Consider the following 24977-nt stretch of genomic DNA (forward strand, 5'->3'; position numbering starts at 1 on the left):
ATGGCTCGCTTTCTTGCTCAAGAAATTATTCGCTCTAAGCGTGATGGCGCCACGTTAAGCGACGAAGAAATCGCTTTTTTCGTGCAAGGCATAACCGATGAATCGGTCAGCGAAGGGCAGATTGCTGCGCTGGCGATGGCGGTATTTTTCAACGATCTAAACCTCGATGAGCGCACAGCGTTAACGCTGGCGATGCGCGATAGTGGCGATACGCTGAATTGGTCTGCTGCGAAGTTAAACGGACCCGTGGTTGATAAACATTCCACCGGTGGGGTTGGCGATGTGGTGTCATTGATGATGGCGCCGATGATTGCGGCTTGTGGTGGTTATGTGCCGATGATTTCCGGGCGTGGTTTAGGCCATACCGGTGGGACGCTCGATAAGCTTGAATCGATTCCCGGGTTTAATATGTATCCATCGCCTGATCAGTTACGTCATATCGTGAAGAATGTCGGCTGTGCGATTATCGGACAGACCGGTAATTTAGCACCCGCCGATCGCCGTTTTTATGCCACCCGCGATATTACCGCGACTGTCGAATCGGTTGCCTTGATTACTGCCTCCATTTTGTCGAAAAAACTCGCGGAAGGCTTAGACAGCCTGGTGATGGATGTGAAAGTAGGTAATGGCGCTTTTATGCCAACTTACGAGCAATCACAAGCCTTAGCGCAGTCGATTGTTGATGTGGCGAATAAAGCCGGCTGTCGTACCACAGCATTACTGACGGATATGAACGAAGTGCTTGCCTCGAGCGCTGGTAATGCGGTTGAAGTTGCTGAAGCGGTGCGCTTTTTGCGTAACGAACAGGTTAATCCACGCTTGAAAGCGATCACCATGGCGTTGAGTGCTGAGTTGTTGGTCAGTAGCGGCTTGGCGAGCACGCGCGAAGAAGCCGAGCACTCGCTACAAACGGTGCTCGATAACGGTAAGGCAGCAGAACGCTTTGATCATATGGTGATAGCCCAGGGTGGGCCGGATGATTTTTGTAACACTTATAAAAATCATTTAGTGCGTGCGGCAATTATCAAACCATTGATTGCGCCACAAACCGGGGTGATTAACCACGTTGATACGCGCGCCGTTGGCGTGGCGGTAATCAATCTCGGTGGTGGGCGTCGTTTAGCAGCCGATAAAATCAATCACCGCGTAGGGTTTGATGAGATTTTGCCGTTAGGTAGTCGCGTGGACAGTCAGACACCACTCGTCACAATCCATGCAGAGAGTGAAGAATCGTGGGATCGCGCGGCCGAAGATTATCTGGCAGCCATTCAGATCAGCGAAGATATTCCGCAAGAGCGCGAAACGGTTTATGAAACCGTGAGCTATGATGATTCACCTTCTTACACCTAACCACGACTAAGGAAACTGCGCCCATGACCCATCATCCGTTTTTATCGTTTTTCCGTCATGCGGCGCCGTATATCCATAGTCACCGTAATAAGACGTTCGTCATCGCTTTTGATGGGGATATTCATCATCCGCATTTAAAGAAATTACTCCACGATAGTGCGCTGCTGCACAACCTCAACATCAATCTGGTGTTGGTGCACGGTGCGCGTCAGCAAATTGATGCGCATCTGGCGCGAGCGAATATTGATTCACAAATCATCGATGATAAACGCATCACCACCAAAGCGATGATTCCGGAAATTCTTGATGCAGTCGGGGGCTTACGTTTACGTATTGAAGCGGCGCTGTCGATGGGGATGGTTAATTCGCCGATGCAAGACGCACAAGTGCGGATTGTAAGTGGGAACTTTATTACCGCAAAGCCCGTAGGGGTTATCGATGGGCATGATTTTGCCTTTGCTGGCGAAATTCGCCGCATTGATGAGGCCGGTATTCGTCGTCATCTTGAACTAGGTGATGTGGTATTGATTTCGCCGCTCGGCTATTCACCAACCGGTGAAGTGTATAACCTCAATTCTGAAGAAGTTGCGGCTTCGGTGGCGCAGGCGTTGCGCGCAGATAAGCTGATTTTTGTCAGTGATGGAGTTGTGCCGTATATCGATGAAGGACGTTCGCGACAGCTCACGCCTGAACAGGCGCGCGCCTATGATGGCGAAGGGCAATGGCTGCGTCAGCGTCTTAAAGCGGCGGCTATTGCCTGTGAATCCGGGATTCGCCGCGTGCATTTAGTTGAGCGCGATAACGAAGATGCCTTGCTCTTAGAGCTCTTTACCCGTGATGGTAATGGGGTGATGGTCACAGGTGATCATTATGACAACCTGCGCCAGGCAACGATTGATGACATCGGTGGATTACTCAATTTAATACGTCCGCTTGAGCAGCAAGGTGTTTTGGTCAAGCGTTCGCGCGAACATCTAGAGATAGAAATTGAGCATTTTTATGTACTTGAGCGCGACCACAGCATTATCGGTTGTGCCGCGCTTTATCCTTATCCGCAGGAATCAGCCGCTGAGCTGGCCTGTGTGGTAGTGCATCCGGATTATCGGCAAAACCAGCGTGCTGATAAGTTACTTGATGCCCTGGAAGCACAAGCGCGTGAAGCAGGGATTAGTAAACTGTTTATTCTCACCACGCAAACTGCACAGTGGTTTGAAGAACGCGGTTTTGCTGCCATTGGTATCGACGATCTGCCGATTGCGAAGCGTCAGGCGTATAACTACCAGCGCAACTCTCGGCCTTATTTAAAATACCTATAAAAAAGTGATTGATTAAATCAACTATCGTTGCCGATCTTTATTTGGTGATTAATCAGGGTTGTGTTAGGGTGCGCGTTGGTTATAACGATAGTCACAATTGCCTACGGGTAATCAATAATATGTTGATGCGGCTATCTATCATTCAAGGAAACAAGGATATTTATGCAAATTGAAAAAGGTCGTAAAGTTAGTATTCATTACACCCTTACTAACCCACAAGGCGAAGTGCTCGATAGCTCAGAAGGCCGTGAAGCTTTAGCGTTTACCTCTGGTGCGGGTGAAATCATCCCGGGTTTAGACGATGCGCTGATGGGTAAAACTGCAGGTGAGCATGTTGATGTGGTGATTGAGCCAGCACAAGCTTACGGTGAGCGTTTAGAAGAAGCGATGCAACAAGTGCCTCGCGAGCAACTCAAAGACATTCCTGATTTGCAAGAAGGCATGCCGTTACAAGCGGAAACCCCACAAGGTCCTGTGACCGTTTTTGTCGCCGAAGTCAAAGAAGACGTGGTGGTGATTGATGGTAACCACCCACTGGCTGGTGAAACCCTGCACTTCAGCGTTGATATTGAAAACGTTGAAGATGGTGAAGATAAAGGCCCACAGATTGTGATGCCTAACTAATCACGCCAGCTTCATGCTATAAAAGCCTCACCATATGTGGGGCTTTTTTTATAGGCTTCTATATGGCTTTATTTTTCGCATAAGACAAAAGCGACAATATAGTGACGTTCATCGCTGAGGCTTAGGTGCATCTTAGAATAGCCGCGTGCTTGAATCAGCGCCTCGATCGCTTCAGAGACCGCAAAGCCGGGCGCGCCCAGTTCGTTATGAGTGATACAGATTGCCGGCATCAATACGGGTGAGCGCAGGCCGGTGCCGAGCGCTTTACTCAACGCTTCTTTAGCCGCCCAACGCATCGCTAAATAGCGGGTTGGATCTTTACTGGTCAGCCAACCGTCCCATTCCTTTGGGTGGAGCACTTTGTTGGCAAAGCGTTCGCCGTGTACTTCAAGGCTATGGGCAATACGGCGTTTATCGATAATGTCGGTGCCAATCATGTCAGGTCAGAATTAAAAATCACGTGCTGATTGTCGATGGTTAGCGCCTGAGCGTCAAGGGCTGTGATGTCGTCTGCCTCATGCGAAACTGCGAGCAATAGCCAGCCGTGTTCGCGTTGTAAGCGGTAGGTGAGGTCGCTGACGTGCTTTCGGGTGCACTCATCGAGTGCTGAAAAAGGTTCATCTAATAGAACAATCGGACGATTAAGTAATAACGTTCGCGCAAGCGCTACCCGCTGTTGTTCGCCGCCAGAAAGCTCATGCGGGCGTTTTTTTAAATAGCTTGCAGGCAGAGAAACGCTATCGAGTAGTGCAGCAAAATCGCCATCTTTCGCAGCAAGCTTTAGATTTTGCGCCACGGTTAAATGATCAAAGAGGTTGTGTTGTTGAAAAAGGTAACTCACCGGTCGTTGTTCAACCTTTTTGTTCTGCCAAGACGTACCGCCGTAACGTATCTCACCGCTGCTCGGGGTAATAAAACCAGCGATTAAATCTAAGAAGGTGCTTTTGCCGCTGCCGCTGGGCGCGCGTAATACATAGCGCTCACCTTGCTCAAGCTTCAATTGCGCGGTTAACTGGAAATCACCTAATTGATAGTGTAGGTCGCGGCATTCTAATAGGGTCATCGTTTTCTCCGCTGCCATAGCCAAACGATGAGCTGGGGCAGAATAAATAACAGGGCAGCGCTGAGGATAAACACCGTGGTTGTTTGCCAGGCCTGGGCCTGTCGGTAGTGTCCGAGTTCAGCGACTAAATACGAGGCTAGCGTTTGCACGTTATGGCCGCCGAAAAAACTGATAATCGCGACTTCTCCGGCAACAATAATCCCCGCAAAACCACACACTTTGGCAAGCAGTGGGGTAAGCGCAGGAAGGTCGACCTGAAAAAGGCTACGCCATGGCGAAAGGTGTAGGTTGCGGGTGAGGCGTTGATAACGCGCCCCATGGCTGATCCAGCGTGGATAGGAAAGTTTATAAAGATACGGTTGGCAAATCAAAATTAATAACAGCGTATTGAGGATCAATGGATGGCGAAATGCATTGGTCCAAGGTTTGAGTAATAAAAACAGACCCAAACATAAGATCAGCACTGGCGCTAAATAAATTGCGTGGATCAGCTGACGGTTGAACTTGCTGAGTATTGGCCGGCCGATGGTCGTTTTGGCGAGCAAAATATGTAAGGCGGTCGCACATGGGGCAACAATCGCTGCTAATAAGAACGTATTGCCGGTGGCACGCCATAGTGCTATAGGTGGCTGTGGGTTAAAATGCGCCACCGCATTGATGGCGATGACCAATAGCGGCAAGAGCATGATGCAAATGGCGATGCTCTCAGCACAAGTGGCCGCTAGGGTGGGTGTGCGCATTGCCGGGCTCTGATGGCGTAACGTTGGCGCTTTGCTGGGTAATAAGGCGAGTAAAACCAATAACATCAAGGTTTGCACAAGTGCCAGTTGTGCAGCCAAAGGAAGATTGAATTCATATTTAACCGCCTGATAAATGGCTAATTCGAGGTTGGCATTACGCGGATTACCACCCAGCACTAAAAGTACGGTAAAGCTGGTAAAACACAGCATAAATACCAAGCCAGCTGCATGCGTTAGAGCGGGACGTAGTAGCGGTAAAACTACCTGAAATAGGTAGGTCAGGCGTGGTAAGCGCAGCAGCAAACGCTGGCGTCGGTAGTGCTCAGGAACTGCTTCAGCGCTTGGTAGTAGCAGTAGTGCAATGAGTGGCGCGTTGAGTGCGACATGGGCGATGATGATGCCGTGAAAACCACGTAATCGCCAGCCGCTATCGAGCCAGCTGGTGACACTCTGGCTGATTTGGATCAGCGCGAGGATAAAGATCAGCGTTGGGATGATGGTGGTGAGCGGCAGTAAGTGGCGCAACCATTGCCAACGACCAAAAAGCGCCGCCCATAGTAGCGGTAGCGCACAAGCCACGCTGATTAGGGTGGAAAGAACCGCTTGTTTTAAGCTGAAGCTAATGGTGTGGGCAATCCATGGATCCTGCCATAGCTGAAATAAGTTCGCCTCGCTCGGCGCGTAACGCCACACCACCCACAAGGTGGCAAGCAATAAGCCTGCGATAAACGTGCGGGCGATATGGGCGCTAATGTGCATGGATGATTGCTGCGACGAGTGTTTTGCGAATCTATGAACAGAAAGTTTGAGCTGTTATCAAGGTGCGAGCAGTACGCTTTTCCAGGTCGCTAACCAACTCGGCATCTTCTGCGCTACGTCTTTTGGCGCGAGATTAATCCCTTGTGGGCGTGGTGCGTTGTTGAAGGTATCTGGAAGGGGTACGTTGTCGACAACCGGATACATCCAATTGCTCAAAGCAATTTCCTTTTGCACTGCAGGGGCAGTCAGATAGCGTAAAAACGCTTCACCTAGCGCGGCCTCATCGGCTTGCTTTAAGGCCACCGCGTATTCGATTTGTTCATAATGTGGGTGGTCGAAAATCAGCGCAGTATATTGGTCGTCGTTTTCAACGATCTGATGATAGATAGGTGAGGTGGTGTAGCTCAGCACCATATCCACTTCACCATTGGTAAATAAGCTATAGGCTTCCGACCAGCCGCCGGTGACGGCAGAAAGCTTTGGTTTGATGTTTGTCCAGAATGTTTTAGCATCTGTTGTTTCGCTTTCTGCCCAAGCAAGCATGGAAGCGCCAACACTGCTGCTGCGCGGATCTTCTACGGCAATCGTAAAGGTGTTGTCAGCGCTTGCGAGTGCGTTCAAGCTGTCAAAACTTGGTAAGGTAGCATCCTTGCGGGTAACAAACGCTAAATAGCCAAAATCAAAAGGCACCGCTTGTTTAGTTTCACCAAAACGGGTGGAAATTGGGGTGTTGAGTGTCGCGATAAGGCCCGTATCAAGGGCTTCTGCAATACTCTGATTATCCAAGCCAATAATCAAATCCGCATCCAACGCTTCGCCCTCAAGCTGCAAGCGTCGCAGCATCATGACGCTGTCTTCGGCGCTGATCCAATTGATTGTACAGTCGCAAGCTTCTTCAAATGCAGCGGTAATTTTTGGCGCAGGCCCCCAGTCGGAGTTAAACGAACTGTAGGTTAGGATGTCGAGTTGGGTGGCGTTGGCTTGAATCGACAAGGCCGCAATCGTTGCTGTGATGATGCGTTTCATGTTCCCTCCGGTAGGATTATCTACATCAGGTTAATGGGTGTGTTCTCAGCCGCTCAGAATAAGCAGCACCCCTTTAATTATCATGCCTGAAAAAAACAGCGTCGTAAACGCAACGGGCAATAAATCTTTGCATCCTTGCCTGCTGCGTTCTACTATAGCGCTATTTGCATGAGGGTCTGAGTATGAGTAGTTACCTTTTTACTTCTGAGTCGGTATCTGAAGGGCATCCTGATAAAATTGCCGATCAGATTTCTGATGTCGTCCTGGACGCGATTTTAGAGCAGGATAAACACGCACGCGTGGCGTGTGAAACGCTGATTAAAACCGGTATGGTGGTGGTCGCTGGCGAAGTGAGCACCAGTGCCTGGGTTGATCTAGAAGATTTGGTGCGCAAAACCATTCAAGATATCGGCTATACCAGCTCGGATGTAGGTTTTGATGGTGCGACGTGTGCGGTGCTGAATGCGATTGGTAAACAGTCGCCGGATATTGCCCAAGGCGTGGATCGCGATGAGGCACGCGCGCAAGGTGCAGGCGATCAAGGGTTGATGTTTGGCTATGCGTGTCGGGAAACCGAAACGCTGATGCCAGCACCAATTACCTACGCCCACCGTTTAGTCGAGCGGCAGGCACAACTGCGACGCGAAAAGGTCCTGCCGTGGTTACGGCCAGATGCGAAAAGTCAGGTCACGTTTCGCTATCAAGACGGCAATATCGTTGGTATTGATACCGTCGTACTCTCCACCCAACACGATCCAGATATTAAACAAGATGATTTGTGCGAAGCAGTACGCGAGCTGATTATTGATCAGGTGCTGCCGAGCGAATGGTTGGATGATAAAACGCGCTACCACATTAATCCGACGGGGCAATTTATCATCGGCGGGCCGGTGGGCGATTGTGGCTTAACCGGACGCAAAATTATTGTTGATACCTATGGTGGCGCAGCGCACCATGGTGGTGGTGCATTTTCTGGTAAAGACCCATCGAAAGTGGATCGTAGTGCGGCCTATGCGGCACGCTATGTGGCGAAAAATGTGGTTGCCGCTGGTTTGGCTGATCGCTGTGAGGTGCAAATTTCTTATGCGATTGGGGTTGCCGAGCCAACCTCAATTTGGGTCAATACCTTTGGCACTGGCCATATCGCGGATGAAGAAATCATCAAACGGGTGCGTGCGAATTTTGATCTCACCCCGTACGGGATCATCGACATGCTCGATCTGGTACGACCGATTTATCAACCTACCGCAGCTTATGGCCATTTTGGTCGCGAATTGCCTGAATTTAGCTGGGAGAAAACCGACCGCGCGGAGGCGTTAACATAACCGCGTTTCACAAAAGATTGAAAGATCGCATTTTTACGGCATAATAAGCTGAGTTTATATTCAATACATATTACTTTAAGATAGGGAGATGATGATGAATAGTGTAGTGCTCTTGTTAGTCGGCCTTGCAGGTATGGCGGGAGGGTTTTTCTTTTACTCACGTTTTATTGCCAATAAAATCTTTAAATTAGATCCGACTTTTGAAACGCCGGCGCATGCCATGCAAGATGGTGTGGACTATGTGCCGACCAATAAATACGTATTGTGGGGACACCACTTTACTTCTGTAGCGGGTGCTGCACCGATTATCGGTCCGGCGATTGCGGTCATCTGGGGTTGGTTGCCGGCCTTTTTGTGGGTCATTTTAGGCACCATCTTTATGGCTGGTGTTCATGATATGGCGGCGATTTGGGCGAGTGTGCGTAATCGTGGGCAATCGATGGGCGCGGTTGTTGGTAACGTGGTTGGTGGGCGCGCGCGTGCCTTGCTGATGATTGTTATCTTCCTGTTGTTGCTGATGGTAAACACCGCTTTTGGTACGGTTATCGCACGGATGATGGTGAGCACGCCATCAGCGGTTGTGCCTGTTTGGGGTGCGCTCATTGTTGCCTTTATGATTGGCCAGGCGATTTATCGTTATAAGCTTTCACTACCGCTAGTGTCAATTGTTGGCGTGGTCGCGCTGTATTTCTTAATCTGGTTAGGGCCAAAAGTGCCGATTACTTTACCTAGCGAAATGCTTGGCATGAGTGATATTGGCTGGTGGATCATTATTCTATTCACCTACGCAGCGATTGCCTCACTGTTACCGGTTTGGATGCTCCTTCAGCCGCGTGATTATATTAACGGTCTGCAGTTATTTGTCGGTCTGGGTGTGTTGTATGTCTCTATTCTTCTCTTTGCACCAGATGTGGTTGCTCCTGCGGTCAATCAGAACCTGCCAGATGGGACGCCTTCGATTGTGCCGCTGTTGTTTGTGACGATTGCTTGTGGGGCTATTTCCGGCTTCCACGGCTTAGTATCGGCAGGTACCACAGCCAAACAAATTAACAAAGAAACCGATATTCGCTTTGTCGGGTATTTTGGTGCCGTAGGCGAAGGGATGTTGGCATTAAGTGCGATCATTGCTGCTACTGCTGGTTTTGCTGCGCTCGCTGATTGGGAAGCTGTCTATAGCGCCTTTGGTAAAGGTAGCGTGGGTGCGTTTATCCAAGGTGGCGCGGAAATCATGAACCAAGGTGTGGGCTTAGATAAAGAATTATCTGTCACTATGCTCACGGTTATGGCGGCGCTCTTTGCAGGTACTACTATGGATACTGGGGTGCGTTTACAACGCTATATCGTTCAAGAATTTGGTGAGATTTATCGCTTGCCTGTGCTCAATAACGGTGTGATTGCTACCTTAGCTGCAGTCATTATCTGTGTCTTGTTAGTCTTTGGTACTGGCGGTAGCGATGGCGCTGGTGGTTTAACCATCTGGCCATTGTTTGGCACAACCAACCAGTTGATGGCAGGTTTGACTTTGTTGATCGTATCAGTGATGTTGCTGCGTCGTGGTATTAAGAGTTGGTACACCTTGTTGCCAATGGTCTTCTTGTTATTGATGACCATGTTGGCTTTAGTCACCCAGCTCGGAAGCTTCTACGCTAAAGAGCAGTGGCTACTGTTGGTGCTCGATGTGATTATTCTCGTAGCCGCGATACTGGTTTCACTAGAATGTGCTTCAGTGCTGCGCAAAGAGTGGCCAAAAAAAGCCAATAACGCCGCTTGATGTTTGATCGCCTTCCTGCACCTTTCTGATGAATGGTGCAGGGAGGGATCAATTTAGGTCAGTTTTGGAAATGGTAAGGCTGATTATATGAGTAAACCTAGTTTTGAAGCGTGGCGAGAGAAATGGCAAGCGTTTTCTGATGGGTTGCATGAGTTCTATTATGCCCCTTACCGTCAAACGCTTGCTCGAGCCGCGCGAGATGAAGAAGATTTATTCATGATGATGCTGTTTGCTGAAAGTTTAGGGGTACCTAATCCTGTGGCTTTTTATGCTTTGGAATTACAACCGATCTTTCTTGAGCAGTTCCACGACTGGCATACCCGTATGGGGATTGAAAAATCCCCATTTGATCATTTTGGATGTTGCTAATGGGACTCCTGCAAACCCTTGATGCCCATTCGGTGATTTTTGTCGGCGGCAAAGGCGGGGTGGGTAAAACCACTAGCGCAGCGGCTTTGGCGGTGCATTTTGCACAACAAAAGCGCAAAACGCTGATTATTTCCACCGATCCGGCGCACAGTTTGGGTGATGCGTTTGCGACAAAATTATCGCATGAAGCCACGACTATTGATGATTATCTTACGGCGATCGAGCTTGATCCCAATCGTTTAATTCATCAGCATTTCGCGCAGATTGAGCGTACCCTTGCGGCTTATACCAACCCAGATATGATGCCCAAGTTGCGTGAGTTTCTAAAGCTCTCGCACCATGCCCCTGGTGCGGAAGAAGCTGCGATGCTTGAAGCGATCTGTCGCGAGCTGATTCATGCACGCGCTGAAGGCTATGACAAAATTATTTTTGATACCGCACCGACGGGGCATACTTTGCGTCTATTGAGCTTGCCAGAAATGATGCAGGCGTGGACTGATGGACTACTTGCCCAGCAACGTCGTCAAAGCAAGTTACGCGGTGCGGCAGAAGCGTTAGATTTTCCGAACCCACTGCAGAGTGCCCATGAAGACCGCTGGGGGAGTGCGGTGCGTGTGCTCGAGAAGCGGCGTGCGTTATTTGCCGAGGCACGCGATATTTTGCACGATCCCTCGCAAACAGCAATTGTCTTGGTGCTGATTCCCGAGCATTTACCGCTACTCGAAACGCAACGCGCTGTGCAACAGCTTGCCTCGGTGGATTTGCCCTGTGCAGGGTTGTTTATTAATCAAGTGATTGATAGCGAACAAAATGACGCATTTTGGCAGCAACGTGCGGACCGTCAGCGCCAGATTTTGCAGGACATTGATGCACATTTTGCCGATATCGAGAAAATGCACGTCCACCTGCATAGCAATGATGTACGTGGTGTGCAGGCGTTAGCTGGTTTTTGGTCACAAAGGGTCAGCTAACAGGCGATATCGCTTCTAAGATGGGTCTGAATGAGTGGTAATCATTTTTATTAAGCGCCAAGAGAATAGATTATGCTCAATAATCAAGCGCTCTTTGGGCGCTTTTTTTAATACTAAGGTTTAAGTGATTACTTCATACTAAACACCTTGTTTTTTAAGCAATGAGCTAAGTTGCGGTTCAATAAGGTGTTTTGCCAAGGGAAGTTTTGCGTAGAAGATTCTTTTGCTGTTTTGTGAAGTATTTCAGATACGCGACTGTTTGAAAACCCTCATCTAAATATCGTTTAATGAGTAAATTCATTGCGTGTCTCTCATCACACATTAAGCGATGCTTCCTATATAATGGGCAGCATTTAGCATGATTGGGAGAGCACTTTGCAAAGCGGTTTGTCTATTCCTCATTTGATTGCCAATGCCAGTATTTTTGTGCAGGTATTAATGGCGCTGTTATTTGTGATGTTTTTGCTGACGTTGTTTATGACCGGCAAAAAATGGGTGCAGTTTGAACGGCTAAAATCAAAATCAAAACAGTTTGATGAGCAGTTCTGGCGCAGTCGTGATTTACAACAGCTCTATGAACACTATCTCGAGCGCGACCCAGAAAGCGTCGAGCGGATTTTTATTGAAGGGTTTCGTGAATTCAAACAATTCAAACAAACCCATTTGGAATCGCCGGATGCGATTGTTGAAAATTGTCGTCGCGCGATGGAAGCGGCGATGAACCGCGAATGCCGAACTCAGGAAAATCACCTCAATATGCTCGCGACCTTCGGCTCTTCCGCACCGTATATCGGGCTGTTGGGTACGGTTTATGGGATCATGAATTCGTTTATTGCCTTAGGGGGTACGCAACAGGCGAGTATTGCCAGCGTGGCTCCTGGTATTGCCGAAGCGCTGATTGCTACGGCGATTGGTTTGTTGGCGGCGATTCCTTCAGTATTAGCGTACAATTTCTTTATTGGTCACTCGGATCGTCTATCGGTTGAGTACGAGGCGTTTATCGAGGAATTTTCGAATATTTTGCAGCGGCAAATCTTGGCTGCAAAAAGCAAAATGAAAGCAAAGCCATGATGAAATTGCGCCGCCGTAACCGCAATCGCCGCGTTAAAGCGGATATGAATGTTGTGCCTTATATTGATGTGATGTTGGTGTTGCTGGTTATTTTTATGATCGCCGCACCGTTGATCAATCAGGCGATAGAAATTGATTTGCCTGATGCGCCAGCCGATGTGCTCGAAATGCCTGACGATGCCGATTTGGATGTGTTGCCGTTGGTGCTTACAGTTGATAACTCTGGGCAGATGTTTTTGAGTTGGGCCGATGATCCGGCAGCGCCGTTGGGTAAAGAAGCGATTACCGAGATTACCGCACAAGCACTCAAACAATACCCGGCATTACCGGTATTGGTACGTGGGGATCAAGGTGCGCGCTACGCCGATATTGTTTCAGGTATTAGCTACTTACAAGCAGGTGGCGCCCCGAATGTGGGCTTATCGACGGATCCGTTAGAAAACGAGGTGCCTTAATGTCTTCGCGGCGCTTTTTTCGTTATTTACTCGAAAATCTTGCTGGTTGGCTGATGTTGCTTACTGGCGTTGCGTTGTTGCTGGCGGTGTTTTGGGTCGGGCGCGAGATGCTTAACCCGTCTACGGGTCAGAATAACCCTGCTGGTGAGCCAATTCAGGCACAACTTGTTGATGGCGCCACGCTTCAACGCACCATTGATCAAATCGAAGCGAAAAAACAAGCCGAAGAAGATGCGCGCTTAGCCGCTATTCGTGCTGAAGAAGAGGCGAAGCGTCGCGCAGAGGAAGAAGCGCGTCGACAGAAAGAAGCGGAAGAAGCGGCAAAGCGTGAAGCAGCAGAAGAAGCAGCGCGTCAAAAAGCGCAAGAGCAGGCCGCTAAAGAACAAGCTGCTGAAGCTGCGGCGGCTAAAAAAGCCGCAGAAGAAGCGGCGAAGAAGAAAGCTGAAGAAGAAGCTAAACAAAAGGCTGCCGAAGAAGCAGCGCGTCAAAAGGCCGAAGAGGAAGCTAAGAAAAAAGCTGCTGAAGAAGCGGCACGTCAAAAGGCTGAAGAAGAAGCTAAGAAAAAAGCCGCTGAAGAGGCAGCACGCAAAAAGGCAGAGGAAGAAGCTGCGCGTAAGAAAGCCGAAGAAGCACGACAACTAGAAGAAAAACTCGCGGCGATGAATGCCGATGAACCGAGTTTAGAGGGTTTGCAATCCAGCTTGCAAGCCGATGCAGATGCACGCGATGGTTCGGTGTATGATAGTGCATTAAGTGCTTATGAAACGTTAATTGAGCGTGTGACTAAGCGCCATTATCGATTGCCCGATAATACACCAACAAATTTACACGCAGAGCTGGTGATTTATGTGAACGCACAAGGTAACGTGTTAGATGTGCAGGTAAAACGCTCTAGTGGCTATCAACAATTTGATATCGCGGCACGTAACGCGGTCCGCGATGCCTCACCTTTGCCGCTACCAGATTATCGGCCGCTACGTGATGACGTGATTAAGGAAGGGATTTTGTTTAAATTTAATCCGTAACCTGAAATATCGGTAATCCAATGATTTATAGTCGACAGGCCATTATCATATAGGGACTGTCACGGATGAGGAGAGAAGAGTGAAAATGATGCGACAATGGCTTTTAGCAGCGGCGTGTGTAATGAGCCTGCCGCTGCAAGCGCAGGTGGTGGTTAATGTGAGTGGTGCACAACGCGCCGCGCAGCCGATTGCTGTCCTGCCGTTTACAGACGATAACGGTGCAAAAATTGATTATATTATTTCCACCGACTTATATAAAAGTGGGGTGCTGCAGCCTATTGATCCCAGTTCGCTGAATATGCGGCCCAATTCGCCTCAAGAAATCGATTATGACGCGTTTCGTCAGAAAAACATCGATTACCTGAGCTTAGGCCGCATGCAAGGCAGTCATGAGGCGCAGTTTGTATTAAGCGATGTGACTGGGCGTGAGGTGTTGCTCAATGATCGAGTTAAAGCCGATAACGACCGACAGCTCGCCCATGAAATCGCCGACCGTATTCTTGAAGAACTCACGGGTAAGCGTGGCGCATTTGCGACAAAAATCGCCTATATCTTGGAGCAAGATAAAGGCGATATTCGACGCTATAGCCTGATGGTTTCTGATATGGATGGGGCGAATCGTCGTGAGGTAGTGAGTAGTAATCAGCCCATTCTCTCGCCTACCTGGTCGCCAGATGGGCGAAATATTGCCTATATGACGTACGCTGATAACCGTTCACAGATTGTTGTACAAGATATCAGCGGTGGTTCAAAACGTGTGCTAGTGCAAAGCGATGACATCAGCTCTTCACCTGCGTTTTCTCCCGATGGCAGGTCGATCGCTTTTTCACAATCAAGCAATAATAACCCCGATATCTATGTCATCGATTTAGCCAGTGGCAACAAAATGCGTTTAACCACGCATGCCGGGATCGATACAGAACCGGCTTTTTCACCTGATGGACGTTATGTGTATTTCACCTCGGATCGTGCAGGGCGTCCGCAAATTTATCGCATCAGTCGCAATGGCGGCGCTGCCGAGCGTGTAGTGGTTGGTAATGGATTTGCCGCCAATGGCGATATTTCACCTGATGGCAATTCGTTGGTGCTCACCCGTCAAACCGGCGGTGGTTATCAAATTGGTTTATATGATCTTGCCAGCGGGCGTTTTGAGGCGTTGACTTCAGGGCGTTTAGATGAAGGCGCAAGCTTTGCACCGAATGGCCAGATGATTGTTTATGCTACCCGAGAAGGCGGGCGTTCCGTACTGAAGATGATTAATCACAAGGGCGGTGAAGCGTTAACCTTGGCGGATCCTGCAGGTCGTCTGCGTGATCCAGCCTGGGGCCCGGATACTCGTAATTAATTTGCTGATATTTTGATTTAAGGACTAGATTATGATGAAAAAAAGACAATTTGGTTTATGGCCGCATTTGCATTGGTGCTCGCTGGCTGTAGTAAACCGTATCAAGTTGAGGGTGGCCAAAATGGCGCTATGGGTAATGGAAATCCCTACGGTGGTCAGGGCGATTCTTATGGTAATGGCAGCGGCGGCAGCTACGGCAATTTCTACGATGACCCAACTTATGGCGTGAATGTCGTTGGTGGCCCAGCGGCGACTGAGAAAGACCGCGTGATTTATTTCTCCTTTGATAGCAGCAGCATCGATAACCGCTCGCATAATGTGATTGCCCAACATGCGGCGTATTTGAAAAATAACCCACAAACTGCCGTGGTTCTTGAAGGCCACACTGATGAACGCGGCACACGTGAATATAATATTGGTTTAGGTGAGCGTCGTGCGTATTCGGTTAAGGATGTATTTGCGCAAAATGGCGTCAATGCGAACCAAATGCGCGTTTTGAGCTATGGTGAAGAGCGCCCGGCCGTTTGGGGTTCTGATGAAAACAGTTATGCGCGTAACCGTCGTGTTGTGATTGTTTATTAAGTGGGTGTGATGATGAAGAAATTAATGATTGGACTCACCAGTACTTTGCTTATTACCGGTTGTGCGACGGGCGATATGCAAACGCAATTACAAGCCAATACGACCTTGCTACAAGATCTACAAAATCGTGTGATTACCCTGGAAACACAACAAAAAGCCATCGGTGAAAAAGTCGCTCGTGGGGGGATTAATGTGCCTACGGGTGTCACCGCCATCCCTTCCGAGCGTCGTAGCGGGGTGTACGATGATTCAGCGATTGATGGCTATGCTCCGCCACCTTCAAGCAAAGATGGGCTTGATCAAGGTGTGGAATTATACAAAGCCGGTGATGTTGATCGTGCGATTCGTGTGTTAGAGACGTTTCAATCAAATGGACGTGGTGAGCGTGCTGTAGAAGCACGTTACTGGTTGGCTGATGCGCATTACACCCAGCGCAACTACCAAATGGCCAGTCGTTATTACGGTCAATATTTGCGTGATATGCCGCAAAGCGAGCGTGCACCGATGGTGCTAGAAAAGCTTATTGAATCGTTACGTGCCTCAGGACGCAGCGCGGATGCTGATGTGTTAGCACGCGATGGCGTGAGTGCGATTGCCGGTCAGTAAGCATTAAACCACCACTATTTAGACCTTCCCTTGCATGCGTAAGGGAGGGTTGAACCTTACCTACAGATTTGGGATAAGTTAGTCACTGATAGTTCATGCCTTCAAAAGTCTAACCAGCTTTGATGGCAATCAATACACTTAACGCACGTTTATTGTCGCTGGCACAGCTTGTACAGCATAATCAAATACAATAGCGTTGCCGTAGAATGATTGAATAATTACAAAGAGGAGAAGCCATGAGTACGTTAAACGATAAACGCTTTAGCGAGATTGTTACTCTAGCCGGGAAATTTGTTTCAGCATCACAACAAGATGCCTTAAATGCCTTTGCGCGTGCGTATCTCACCCAATTGCCCGCTGATGAAGCAGAGCAAATGAGCGATGCGGATTTGGCCGGCAATTTGCTTACGCATTTTACGCTGCTTCAGCGTTATGATGGTCAGGCGCCACAGGTGCGTGTGTTTAATCCCACCGTTGAGGAAGATCATTTCCACACCCCGCATACCGTGATTGAGTTGGTGATGCGTGATCGCCCATTTTTAGTCGATACCTTGCAAATGTGCTTGGAGGCAGAAGGGCTGGTGATGCATCGCTTGCTTCATACCATCGTTGAATTAACCCGTGATGACGCCGGTGAGATTCAGGATGTTGATATCGCCCACAGCAGTGATGCCCGCTACCTATCGGTGATTTATTGTGAGGTCGATCGCCAGGAAGAGAGAGCCGAGCAAACGCAAATCAAAACCGCATTGTTAGAACAAATTCAGTTGCTTGATAAGGTCACCGACGATTGGCAGCCGATGCAGTCGCAGCTTTCAAAGGTGCGTGATGAATTGGCTGCTGCAAATCTGCCAGGTTGTCCGTTTAGTCAAGATGAAATGGTCGCGTTTGTCGATTGGATGTTGGATGGTAATTTTACCTTCCTCGGTTTCCGTGAATACCGCATAACACAAGGTAAAGACGACGTTGAGCTACATGTGGTTGGCGGTACCGGCTTGGGGATGCTCGATGGGGTTGATGAAGACCGTCCGTCAAAGAGCTTTGCTGAGCTGCCATCTAATCTCAAAGCGATGGTGCTCGAACCACAGGGTCTATTACTCTCAAAATCGAGCCACCTGTCAACGATTCACCGCAAAGCGTATATGGATTTCTTAGGCATCCAACGCTTTGATGCTGATGGTAATGTGATTGGTGAATACCGCTTTATCGGGCTTTTGACCGCTTCGGCGTATCAGTTATCGGTGGATCATATTCCTTTGTTACGCGAAAAAGCCAACCAGGTATTGGATCGTGCGGAACTCCCGGAAAATGGCCATGCGTATAAAAAAATGCTGCATATTTTAAATACGCTACCGCGTGATGATCTCTTTCAAGCGACCATTGATGAGCTCTATCCGATGGCAATGGGTATCCTGCATTTGCAAGATAAAAAGCGCCTGCGTTTATTTACGCGTGTTGACCATTATCAGCGCTTTGTGTCATGTCTGGTTTATGTGCCACGTGAGAAATTTAATACTGCGCTGCGCGTTAAAATTCAAAATATTTTGCTTGAGGCTTTTGGTGGGGCGTCGTGTGAATTTAACACCCAATTTAACGATATCCATCATGCGCGTTTGCATGTGCATGTGCGTACCACGCCGGGCAAAATTAAATCATTTGATCGTGCGGCGTTAGAAAAGCAGTTAATCATGGCGATGCGTGATTGGCGTGATAATTATGAGCGGGGAGTGATTGAATCGCTTGGCGAAGTGGAAGGTAAGCGCTTATTGCAGCGCTTTAGCGACGGTATCCCGGCGGCTTATCGTGATATCTACTCAACGCGTACCGCGATTCATGACACCAAACGCTTAGCAGCGCTCAATGAAACGCAAAACCTAGATATCTATCTCTATCAATCAGCCGGTGAGCGCAGCGATCAGCTGCATCTAAAGCTTTATGGGATTAACGAGCCAAGCATGCTCTCGCAGGTTCTGCCGATGCTGGAGAATTTTGGTGTGGCGGTATCGAATGCCCATCCGTTTTCATTTAAAACCGGCGATGGCGGCTCGCTGTGGATGCAAGAATACGATTTGGTGTTGCGTCAAGCACAAGCGGTAGATATGCAAGTCGTTCGTGAGCAATTTGAAGAAGGCTTCCATCGCGTTTGGCGCGGATCGGTTGAAAGTGATCGCTTTAATGAACTGGTGTTGACCACCGAATTAGATGTCGATGATGTGGTGGTATTACGTGCCTTATCGCGCTATATGTTGCAGGCGCGAGCACCATTCTCTGCTGAATACGTGCAACAAACGCTCAATCAAAACCCGGATATCGCGGTAGCGTTGATCGGACTGTTCCACACACGGATGGATCCTAAGAAGGATGATGGTCGTGATAAGGCGGTTGCGGCGCAGCGTGCAGACATTGAAGCACAACTACAACAGGTCAGCAGTCTTGATGAAGACCGCATTCTGCGTTGGTTCTTAAACCTGATTAACGCAATGCTGCGTACAAACTTCTATCAGCGTGATGAAAACGGCGCGCGTAAAGACCGCCTGTCGTTCAAATTTGCTGCTTCTGAAATCGAAGATCTACCAAAACCACGGCCGATGTTTGAGATCTTTGTCTATTCTCCACGCGTTGAAGCCGTGCATCTTCGTGGTGGTAAAGTCGCTCGTGGTGGTCTGCGCTGGTCGGATCGTATGGAAGACTTCCGTACCGAAATCTTAGGCCTAGTTAAGGCACAGATGGTGAAAAATGCGGTGATTGTACCGGTTGGTTCAAAAGGTGGGTTCATCGTTAAAACGCCAACTGAAGGGCGTGACGCGTTTATGGAAGAAGGGAAGGCATGTTATCGCACCTTTATTCGCGGTATGCTCGATATCACCGATAACCTGGTTGAAGGCAAAGTTGTGCCACCAGCGGATACGGTGCGCCATGACGAAGATGATCCGTATTTGGTGGTCGCGGCGGATAAAGGCACCGCGAGCTTCTCGGATATTGCCAATGGCGTGGCAGCAGAATACGGCTTCTGGCTGGATGACGCCTTTGCTTCTGGTGGTTCAGTGGGCTATGACCATAAAGCGATGGGCATTACTGCCCGCGGCGCTTGGGAATCGGTAAAACGCCACTTCCGTATGCTGGGTAAAGATATCCAGGAACGCGATGAGATTAATGTGGTCGGTATTGGCGATATGAGCGGCGACGTGTTTGGTAACGGCATGTTGCGCTCACGCAAAATCCGCTTGCAGGCAGCGTTTAACCACTTACATATCTTTATCGATCCTGCTCCTGATGCAGCGCGTTCATGGGAAGAACGCGATCGCTTGTTTAACTTGCCACGCTCGAATTGGGCCGATTATGATGCGAGCTTGATCAGTCAAGGCGGCGGGGTGTTTTCACGTACTGAGAAATCGATTGCGATCACCCCAGAGATGAAAGAAGTCTTTGCGATTGAAGAAGATAAATTAACCCCAACCGAGCTGATTCATCAGCTACTCAAAGCGCCGGTCGATTTGATTTGGAATGGTGGTATTGGCACGTATGTGAAACACAGCGAAGAAAGCCATGGTGAAGTGGGTGATCGTGCAAACGATAACCTACGCGTTGATGGCCGTGATATTCGCGCGAAGGTTATCGGTGAAGGCGGTAACCTTGGGATGACCCAACGTGGGCGTATTGAATACGCGCTTGCTGGTGGACGCCTCTATACCGATGCGATCGATAACTCAGGCGGTGTGAACTGCTCTGACCACGAGGTCAATATTAAGATCTTACTCAATAAGATCGTTGAGCAAGGCGATATGACGCAAAAACAGCGTAATGAGTTGCTCGCCAGTATGACCGAAGAAGTGGGCGATTTGGTGTTGCGTCAAAACTATATGCAGCCGCAGACTATTGAAGTGAGCGCGTATCGTCCGGAGAAAATCGGTGATTATGTACGCATCATGCATCAGCTTGAGCGCGAAGGTCGATTGGATCGTGCGATCGAATTCTTACCTGAAGACGCCGAAGTCGAGCAGCGTAAGAAAGCCGGTCAAGGGTTAACCAACCCAGAGCTGGCGGTGATGCTGTCGTATTCGAAGATGTGGGTTTATGACCACTTACTCGAATCTGACCTGCCGGATAATGTGTATTTCCGCCGTGAATTACCACGCTACTTCCCACAAACCTTACATGAGCGCTTTAGCGATAGCATGCCGGATCACCGCCTGCACAGAGAGATTATTTGTACCTATCTCACTAACAGTCTGGTCAACCGCATGGGGATTAGCTTTGTTTTCCGTGCGGTTGAAGAAACCGGCGAAAGTGTGGCCTCAATTGCCAGCAGCTACGCCTTGGCGCGTGAAGTCTTCGGTGTGCGTCGTTATTGGCGCATGATTGAAGCGATGGACAATAAGATCGATGCCAATAAGCAGATTGAGCTGGAATTAACCGTACGCCAGTTACTTGAGCGTGCGATGTTCTGGTTCTTGCGCAACTTAAATACACCGATCGATGTTGAAGTGATGGTAGAGCGCTTTAGTGGCGCGGTAGAAGCGTTGACTGGTGACGATGGCTTCTTAGCGCAGAAATTTGCCAAACGGATTGATAGCGAAAGCGAGAAATTGCTTAACTTAGGTCTTACTGAAAGTGATGCGCGTGCGCTGGCAACCTTGCCATTGAGCTTTGCCGCACTTGATGTGGTGTTGATCACTGAGCAGAGTGAACGCGATATTAATCAGGTCGCTGAAGTTTATTTTGCGGTGCAACAACGCTTGCAAGGTGGCTGGTTGTTAAAACAAATCAACCAATTGCCAGCAGATGACTATTGGGCACGTCGAGCACGCACCGCGCAGCTCAACAGCTTCTATGCTACGTTGCGTAGCATCGCGCAAAACTTGCTTGCTGAAGATGCTCCTGGCATCGATGAATGGGCTGCTTCGCGCCATGATGATATTGAGCGTTTAGCGCAGGCAATCAATGAGTTAGAACAACGTGATGTTGATCTGGCGACCTTGTCTGTTGTGCTGGGTGAAATTGCAGCACTAGCCGAAGTTCATTGATGCTGTAAAAACACGCAAACCGCTTGGCTAGCGCTGAATCGGGCCATGTAACTGCATGATCGGTTCAGCGCGTAGCTAAGCGTGTTCAAGATTAAGAATACATCAGTTTCTGTGTGTAAACACTGCAGGAACTGACGCTAAAAAATAACCATGGCCAGAGAAACATAAGTTTTTCGGTACTTTTCGCGTTTTAAGCTTGACCACTCACAGATCTCAAAGTAATGTTAAAGGTTTTACGGTCGGTTTCGGGGGTTAAGACATTATGGCAACACGAAAACACCGCTTAAATGGTGCGGAAATCATCATTGAAGCATTAAAAGCTGAAGGGACAGAGTATATTTTTGGCTATCCTGGTGGGGCGGTGCTGCATATTTATGATGTGTTGTTCAAACAAAACGATATCGTGCATGTGTTGGCGCGCCATGAGCAGGGCGCAGTGCATGCGGCCGATGGTTATGCACGCGCTAGCGGAAAAGTTGGTGTTGCTTTAATGACCTCTGGTCCCGGGCTGACCAATGCGGTAACCGGGATTGCTACCGCTTATGCGGATTCTATTCCGATGGTGGTGTTTTCGGGCCAAGTCCCTTCATCATTAATTGGTAACGATGCGTTTCAGGAAGTCGATGCGGTGGGGATTACCCGCCCTTGCGTCAAGCACAGCTATTTGGTTAAAGATGTGCGCAAGCTTGCGGAAACGATTAAAAAAGCCTTTTATATCGCAAGCACCGGACGCCCCGGACCGGTGTTGATTGATGTGCCTAAAGATGTCACAGCCGCTGAAACACCATTTTTCTATAGCGATGAGGTGCATATTCCCTCGTATCAACCAACCGTTGATGGGCATATCGGACAAATTAAAAAAGCGCTGAAATTGCTTAAGCGCGCCAAGCGCCCAATGCTCTATTCCGGTGGTGGCGTGGTGATTGATAATGCCAGCGATGAGATGACTACGCTGGCGCGCCGGCTTCATCTTCCAGTGACTAATACCTTAATGGGTTTAGGTGCTTATCCAGCCAATGATCCCCAGTTTGTTGGCATGCTCGGCATGCATGGCACGTATGAAGCGAATATGGCGATGCATCACTGCGATGTGTTGTTTGCCATTGGTGCGCGTTTTGATGACCGCGTTACCGGACTGTTGGAAAAATTCTGCCCGAAAGCGCAGATCATCCATATCGATATCGATCCATCATCGATTGCGAAAAATGTGCAGGTTGATATTCCAATCGTTGGCTCGGTAAAATCAGTGTTGAGTGAGATGTTGCGCTTAACCGAAGACAAAACTTTTGATGAGGCGCAGGTAGCGCCTTGGTGGTCACAGATCGATCAATGGCGTGCGATTGAATGCCTCGATTTTGAACAGACCGATGAAGTGATTAAGCCACAACGGGTGATCAAAACGCTCTATGAGTTGACCGGAGGGAAGGCAATTATTACCTCTGATGTTGGCCAACACCAAATGTGGGCAGCGCAATATTACGGATTTCATGAACCGCGGCGCTGGATTAATTCGGGTGGACTGGGCACGATGGGCTTTGGTTACCCGGCTGCATTAGGCGCTAAACTGGCACGTCCTGATGAGGATGTGTACTGTATTACCGGCGAAGGCAGTATTCAAATGATGCTGCAAGAAATGACCACCGCGTTGCAATATAACATCCCGACCAAAATTATCTGTTTAAACAATGGGTATCTGGGGATGGTGCGTCAGTGGCAGGAGTTTTTCTACGACCGTCGTTATTCGATGAGCTATATGGACGCTTTGCCAGATTTTGCCAAGCTTGCTGAAGGCTATGGGCATCGCGGGATCAACATCGAACACGCCAGCGAATTAGAAGACAAGCTGCGTGAAGTGATCGCGATGAAAGACGAAACGGTTTTTGTGAATATCAAAACGGATCCGCGCGAGAACGTCTTCCCAATGATTCCGTCAGGGGGTGGGCAAGCCGATATGCTGCTTGCTGGACGCGATAAAATGAAATCGGTATTTAATGAAGGGATGGTGTTGGTATGAATGCACGCAGACATGTCGTTTCGGTGTTGATGGCCAACGAAGCTGGTGCCCTGTCACGTGTGGTGGGTCTATTCTCAGCGCGTGGCTTTAATATCGAAAGCTTAAACGTTGCCCCAACTCAAAACGTTTCTATCTCAAGACTGACCTTGGTTACGCACTGCGACAGCCAAATCATGGAACAGATTAACAAGCAGCTCAATAAGCTCATTGATGTGATTAAGCTGGTGGAAATCCAAGAGCACGAGTTGATTGATCGGGAAATGATGATGGTGAAAATCATCGCCGATGATAAAAACCGCAGCACGTTCATGCAGCTTGCCGATACCTTTCGTGGCAAAGTGGTCGATATTTGTCCGACCACACTGGTTGTTGAGCTGACCGGTTCACCGCGCAAATTAGATGCATTTTTGGCGATGCTTGATCAAAGCATCATTCGTGAATTAGCACGTACTGGCGTCACTGGCGTGGCGGTTACTGGTTCGGGCAAATGTTTAGATATGTAATTGTTTATTAGGAGTTAGGATGAAGGTTTTTTACGATAAAGACGCCGATATGTCGGTATTACAAGGTAAGAAAGTAGCGATTATCGGCTACGGTTCGCAAGGGCACGCACACGCCAATAACTTGCATGAATCTGGCGTTGATGTGGTCGTTGGTTTGCGCAAAAATGGCGCGAGCTGGAAAAAAGCCGAAAACGCAGGTTTAGCGGTTAAAGAAGTTAACGAAGCGGCAAAAGGCGCTGATGTGGTGATGATCTTGTTACCGGATGAGTCGATCGCTGCGGTGTATCAGCAAATTGAAGGGGATATTAAACAAGGCGCTGCTCTGGCTTTTGCGCATGGCTTTAATGTGCACTATGGTCAAGTACAGCCGCGTGCGGATTTAGATGTGATTATGGTCGCTCCTAAAGCACCAGGTCATACGGTGCGTTCGACCTATCAAGGCGGTGGCGGTGTGCCCCATTTGATCGCGATTCATCAAGATGAAAGTGGCAAAGCTCGCGATGTGGCGCTTGCCTATGCGGTTGCTAATGGTGGCGGTAAAGCTGGGATCATCGAAACCACTTTCCGTGAAGAAACCGAAACCGATTTGTTCGGCGAGCAGGCGGTATTATGCGGCGGCACGGTTGAGCTGATTAAAGCGGGCTTTGAAACCTTGGTTGAAGCCGGTTATGCGCCAGAGATGGCGTATTTCGAGTGCTTGCACGAATTAAAACTGATCGTTGATTTGATTTATGAGGGCGGTATTGCCAACATGAATTACTCGATTTCTAACAACGCGGAATTTGGTGAATACGTCACCGGCCCACGCGTGATTAACGAAGAAAGCAAATGGGCGATGCGTGAGTGTTTAGAGAATATCCAAAATGGTGAATACGCCAAGCAGTTTATTTCTGAATATCAGGTTGGTGCACCATCAATGACGTCACGCCGTCGCTTGAACGCAGAGCACCCGATTGAAGTGGTCGGTGGCAAATTGCGCGAGATGATGCCGTGGATTAAAGCCAATCGCTTGGTCGATCAAGAGAAAAACTAAGCCAA

General features: G+C 48.8%; 21 protein-coding genes and 1 riboswitch. Of the genes, 17 read left to right on the forward strand and 4 right to left on the reverse strand.

Features of this window, described 5'->3' with window-relative positions; genetic code table 11:
- From deoA to L0B52_RS08730, 3 genes are all read left to right on the forward strand, one after another.
- Nucleotides 1–1350: a thymidine phosphorylase gene (gene deoA / locus L0B52_RS08720; protein ID WP_235064336.1), complete on the forward strand. Its 1350-nt coding sequence runs from the start codon at nucleotides 1–3 to the stop codon at nucleotides 1348–1350.
- A gap of 23 nt (nucleotides 1351–1373) precedes the next feature.
- Nucleotides 1374–2666 carry an amino-acid N-acetyltransferase gene (gene argA / locus L0B52_RS08725; protein ID WP_235064337.1) on the forward strand — a complete coding sequence of 431 codons (1293 nt, stop codon included), beginning with the start codon at nucleotides 1374–1376 and terminating at the stop codon, nucleotides 2664–2666.
- A 162-nt stretch (nucleotides 2667–2828) separates the two neighbouring features.
- Complete coding sequence (locus L0B52_RS08730; protein WP_235064338.1) at nucleotides 2829–3290, forward strand: peptidylprolyl isomerase; 462 nt, start codon at nucleotides 2829–2831, stop codon at nucleotides 3288–3290.
- A 68-nt stretch (nucleotides 3291–3358) separates the two neighbouring features.
- Here the strand turns inward: L0B52_RS08730 and acpS are convergent, their stop codons facing one another.
- From acpS to L0B52_RS08750, 4 genes are all read right to left on the reverse strand, one after another.
- Nucleotides 3359–3727 (reverse strand): holo-ACP synthase, encoded by a 369-nt coding sequence (gene acpS / locus L0B52_RS08735; protein WP_235064339.1) that lies wholly within the window; start codon nucleotides 3725–3727, stop codon nucleotides 3359–3361.
- Complete coding sequence (locus L0B52_RS08740) at nucleotides 3724–4353, reverse strand: ATP-binding cassette domain-containing protein (RefSeq protein ID WP_235064340.1); 630 nt, start codon at nucleotides 4351–4353, stop codon at nucleotides 3724–3726. Before L0B52_RS08740 ends, acpS begins: the two co-directional genes overlap by 4 nt.
- Nucleotides 4350–5852 (reverse strand): ABC transporter permease subunit, encoded by a 1503-nt coding sequence (locus L0B52_RS08745; protein WP_235064341.1) that lies wholly within the window; start codon nucleotides 5850–5852, stop codon nucleotides 4350–4352. Before L0B52_RS08745 ends, L0B52_RS08740 begins: the two co-directional genes overlap by 4 nt.
- Nucleotides 5853–5909: 57 nt before the next feature.
- Nucleotides 5910–6878 (reverse strand): thiamine ABC transporter substrate binding subunit, encoded by a 969-nt coding sequence (locus tag L0B52_RS08750; protein WP_235064342.1) that lies wholly within the window; start codon nucleotides 6876–6878, stop codon nucleotides 5910–5912.
- Nucleotides 6862–6961, reverse strand: a riboswitch (TPP riboswitch). It overlaps the preceding gene by 17 nt.
- 99 nt (nucleotides 6962–7060) lie before the next feature.
- On the opposite strand from L0B52_RS08750, the gene metK reads away from it, so the two are divergent.
- The 14 genes from metK (at nucleotide 7061) to ilvC (ending at nucleotide 24972) form a co-directional block, all read left to right on the forward strand.
- Entirely contained in the window at nucleotides 7061–8203 is a 1143-nt protein-coding gene (metK, locus tag L0B52_RS08755) for a methionine adenosyltransferase (protein WP_235064343.1), read from the forward strand.
- A gap of 94 nt (nucleotides 8204–8297) precedes the next feature.
- Complete coding sequence (locus tag L0B52_RS08760; RefSeq protein ID WP_409202343.1) at nucleotides 8298–9974, forward strand: carbon starvation protein A; 1677 nt, start codon at nucleotides 8298–8300, stop codon at nucleotides 9972–9974.
- An 87-nt stretch (nucleotides 9975–10061) separates the two neighbouring features.
- The gene (locus tag L0B52_RS08765; RefSeq protein WP_235064345.1) at nucleotides 10062–10343 is read left to right on the forward strand and encodes a cory-CC-star protein; all 282 of its coding nucleotides are present in this window, start codon (nucleotides 10062–10064) and stop codon (nucleotides 10341–10343) included.
- A complete protein-coding gene (locus L0B52_RS08770; protein ID WP_235064346.1) occupies nucleotides 10343–11314 on the forward strand; it encodes an ArsA family ATPase in 972 nt (323 codons plus the stop codon). Before L0B52_RS08765 ends, L0B52_RS08770 begins: the two co-directional genes overlap by 1 nt.
- A gap of 438 nt (nucleotides 11315–11752) precedes the next feature.
- On the forward strand, nucleotides 11753–12385 hold the full coding sequence (gene tolQ / locus L0B52_RS08775) for a protein TolQ (RefSeq protein WP_235065485.1): 633 nt from the start codon (nucleotides 11753–11755) through the stop codon (nucleotides 12383–12385).
- Complete coding sequence (locus L0B52_RS08780) at nucleotides 12382–12840, forward strand: biopolymer transporter ExbD (RefSeq protein ID WP_235064347.1); 459 nt, start codon at nucleotides 12382–12384, stop codon at nucleotides 12838–12840. Before tolQ ends, L0B52_RS08780 begins: the two co-directional genes overlap by 4 nt.
- Nucleotides 12840–13865 carry a cell envelope integrity protein TolA gene (gene tolA, locus L0B52_RS08785; protein WP_235064348.1) on the forward strand — a complete coding sequence of 342 codons (1026 nt, stop codon included), beginning with the start codon at nucleotides 12840–12842 and terminating at the stop codon, nucleotides 13863–13865. The genes L0B52_RS08780 and tolA overlap by 1 nt, the downstream gene beginning before the upstream one ends.
- An 85-nt stretch (nucleotides 13866–13950) precedes the next feature.
- Entirely contained in the window at nucleotides 13951–15210 is a 1260-nt protein-coding gene (tolB, locus tag L0B52_RS08790) for a Tol-Pal system beta propeller repeat protein TolB (protein ID WP_235064349.1), read from the forward strand.
- Nucleotides 15211–15267: 57 nt separating this feature from the next.
- The gene (gene pal / locus L0B52_RS08795; protein ID WP_235064350.1) at nucleotides 15268–15792 is read left to right on the forward strand and encodes a peptidoglycan-associated lipoprotein Pal; all 525 of its coding nucleotides are present in this window, start codon (nucleotides 15268–15270) and stop codon (nucleotides 15790–15792) included.
- 9 nt (nucleotides 15793–15801) lie between these two features.
- Complete coding sequence (locus L0B52_RS08800; protein WP_235064351.1) at nucleotides 15802–16398, forward strand: tol-pal system YbgF family protein; 597 nt, start codon at nucleotides 15802–15804, stop codon at nucleotides 16396–16398.
- Between the two features lie 236 nt (nucleotides 16399–16634).
- Nucleotides 16635–21422: an NAD-glutamate dehydrogenase gene (locus L0B52_RS08805; RefSeq protein ID WP_235064352.1), complete on the forward strand. Its 4788-nt coding sequence runs from the start codon at nucleotides 16635–16637 to the stop codon at nucleotides 21420–21422.
- Between the two features lie 262 nt (nucleotides 21423–21684).
- Nucleotides 21685–23436 (forward strand): biosynthetic-type acetolactate synthase large subunit, encoded by a 1752-nt coding sequence (ilvB, locus tag L0B52_RS08810; protein WP_235064353.1) that lies wholly within the window; start codon nucleotides 21685–21687, stop codon nucleotides 23434–23436.
- Nucleotides 23433–23939, forward strand: a complete 507-nt coding sequence (gene ilvN / locus L0B52_RS08815; protein ID WP_235064354.1) for an acetolactate synthase small subunit — start codon at nucleotides 23433–23435, stop codon at nucleotides 23937–23939. Before ilvB ends, ilvN begins: the two co-directional genes overlap by 4 nt.
- A gap of 19 nt (nucleotides 23940–23958) precedes the next feature.
- Nucleotides 23959–24972, forward strand: coding sequence for a ketol-acid reductoisomerase (ilvC, locus tag L0B52_RS08820; protein WP_235064355.1), 1014 nt, complete (start codon nucleotides 23959–23961; stop codon nucleotides 24970–24972).
- Nucleotides 24973–24977 lie beyond the last annotated feature (5 nt).

Origin of the sequence: Suttonella sp. R2A3 (assembly GCF_021513215.1) — a bacterium.
Taxonomy (GTDB): domain Bacteria; phylum Pseudomonadota; class Gammaproteobacteria; order Cardiobacteriales; family Cardiobacteriaceae; genus JAHUUI01.

Coding starts and splice junctions, on each gene's coding strand:
- deoA (WP_235064336.1), top strand. CDS start 1: ATGGCTCGCTTTCTTGCTCAAGAAATTATTCGCTCTAAGCGTGATGGC.
- argA (WP_235064337.1), top strand. CDS start 1,374: ATGACCCATCATCCGTTTTTATCGTTTTTCCGTCATGCGGCGCCGTAT.
- L0B52_RS08730 (WP_235064338.1), top strand. CDS start 2,829: ATGCAAATTGAAAAAGGTCGTAAAGTTAGTATTCATTACACCCTTACT.
- acpS (WP_235064339.1), bottom strand. CDS start 3,727: ATGATTGGCACCGACATTATCGATAAACGCCGTATTGCCCATAGCCTT.
- L0B52_RS08740 (WP_235064340.1), bottom strand. CDS start 4,353: ATGACCCTATTAGAATGCCGCGACCTACACTATCAATTAGGTGATTTC.
- L0B52_RS08745 (WP_235064341.1), bottom strand. CDS start 5,852: ATGCACATTAGCGCCCATATCGCCCGCACGTTTATCGCAGGCTTATTG.
- L0B52_RS08750 (WP_235064342.1), bottom strand. CDS start 6,878: ATGAAACGCATCATCACAGCAACGATTGCGGCCTTGTCGATTCAAGCC.
- metK (WP_235064343.1), top strand. CDS start 7,061: ATGAGTAGTTACCTTTTTACTTCTGAGTCGGTATCTGAAGGGCATCCT.
- L0B52_RS08760 (WP_409202343.1), top strand. CDS start 8,298: ATGAATAGTGTAGTGCTCTTGTTAGTCGGCCTTGCAGGTATGGCGGGA.
- L0B52_RS08765 (WP_235064345.1), top strand. CDS start 10,062: ATGAGTAAACCTAGTTTTGAAGCGTGGCGAGAGAAATGGCAAGCGTTT.
- L0B52_RS08770 (WP_235064346.1), top strand. CDS start 10,343: ATGGGACTCCTGCAAACCCTTGATGCCCATTCGGTGATTTTTGTCGGC.
- tolQ (WP_235065485.1), top strand. CDS start 11,753: ATGGCGCTGTTATTTGTGATGTTTTTGCTGACGTTGTTTATGACCGGC.
- L0B52_RS08780 (WP_235064347.1), top strand. CDS start 12,382: ATGATGAAATTGCGCCGCCGTAACCGCAATCGCCGCGTTAAAGCGGAT.
- tolA (WP_235064348.1), top strand. CDS start 12,840: ATGTCTTCGCGGCGCTTTTTTCGTTATTTACTCGAAAATCTTGCTGGT.
- tolB (WP_235064349.1), top strand. CDS start 13,951: ATGATGCGACAATGGCTTTTAGCAGCGGCGTGTGTAATGAGCCTGCCG.
- pal (WP_235064350.1), top strand. CDS start 15,268: ATGGCCGCATTTGCATTGGTGCTCGCTGGCTGTAGTAAACCGTATCAA.
- L0B52_RS08800 (WP_235064351.1), top strand. CDS start 15,802: ATGATGAAGAAATTAATGATTGGACTCACCAGTACTTTGCTTATTACC.
- L0B52_RS08805 (WP_235064352.1), top strand. CDS start 16,635: ATGAGTACGTTAAACGATAAACGCTTTAGCGAGATTGTTACTCTAGCC.
- ilvB (WP_235064353.1), top strand. CDS start 21,685: ATGGCAACACGAAAACACCGCTTAAATGGTGCGGAAATCATCATTGAA.
- ilvN (WP_235064354.1), top strand. CDS start 23,433: ATGAATGCACGCAGACATGTCGTTTCGGTGTTGATGGCCAACGAAGCT.
- ilvC (WP_235064355.1), top strand. CDS start 23,959: ATGAAGGTTTTTTACGATAAAGACGCCGATATGTCGGTATTACAAGGT.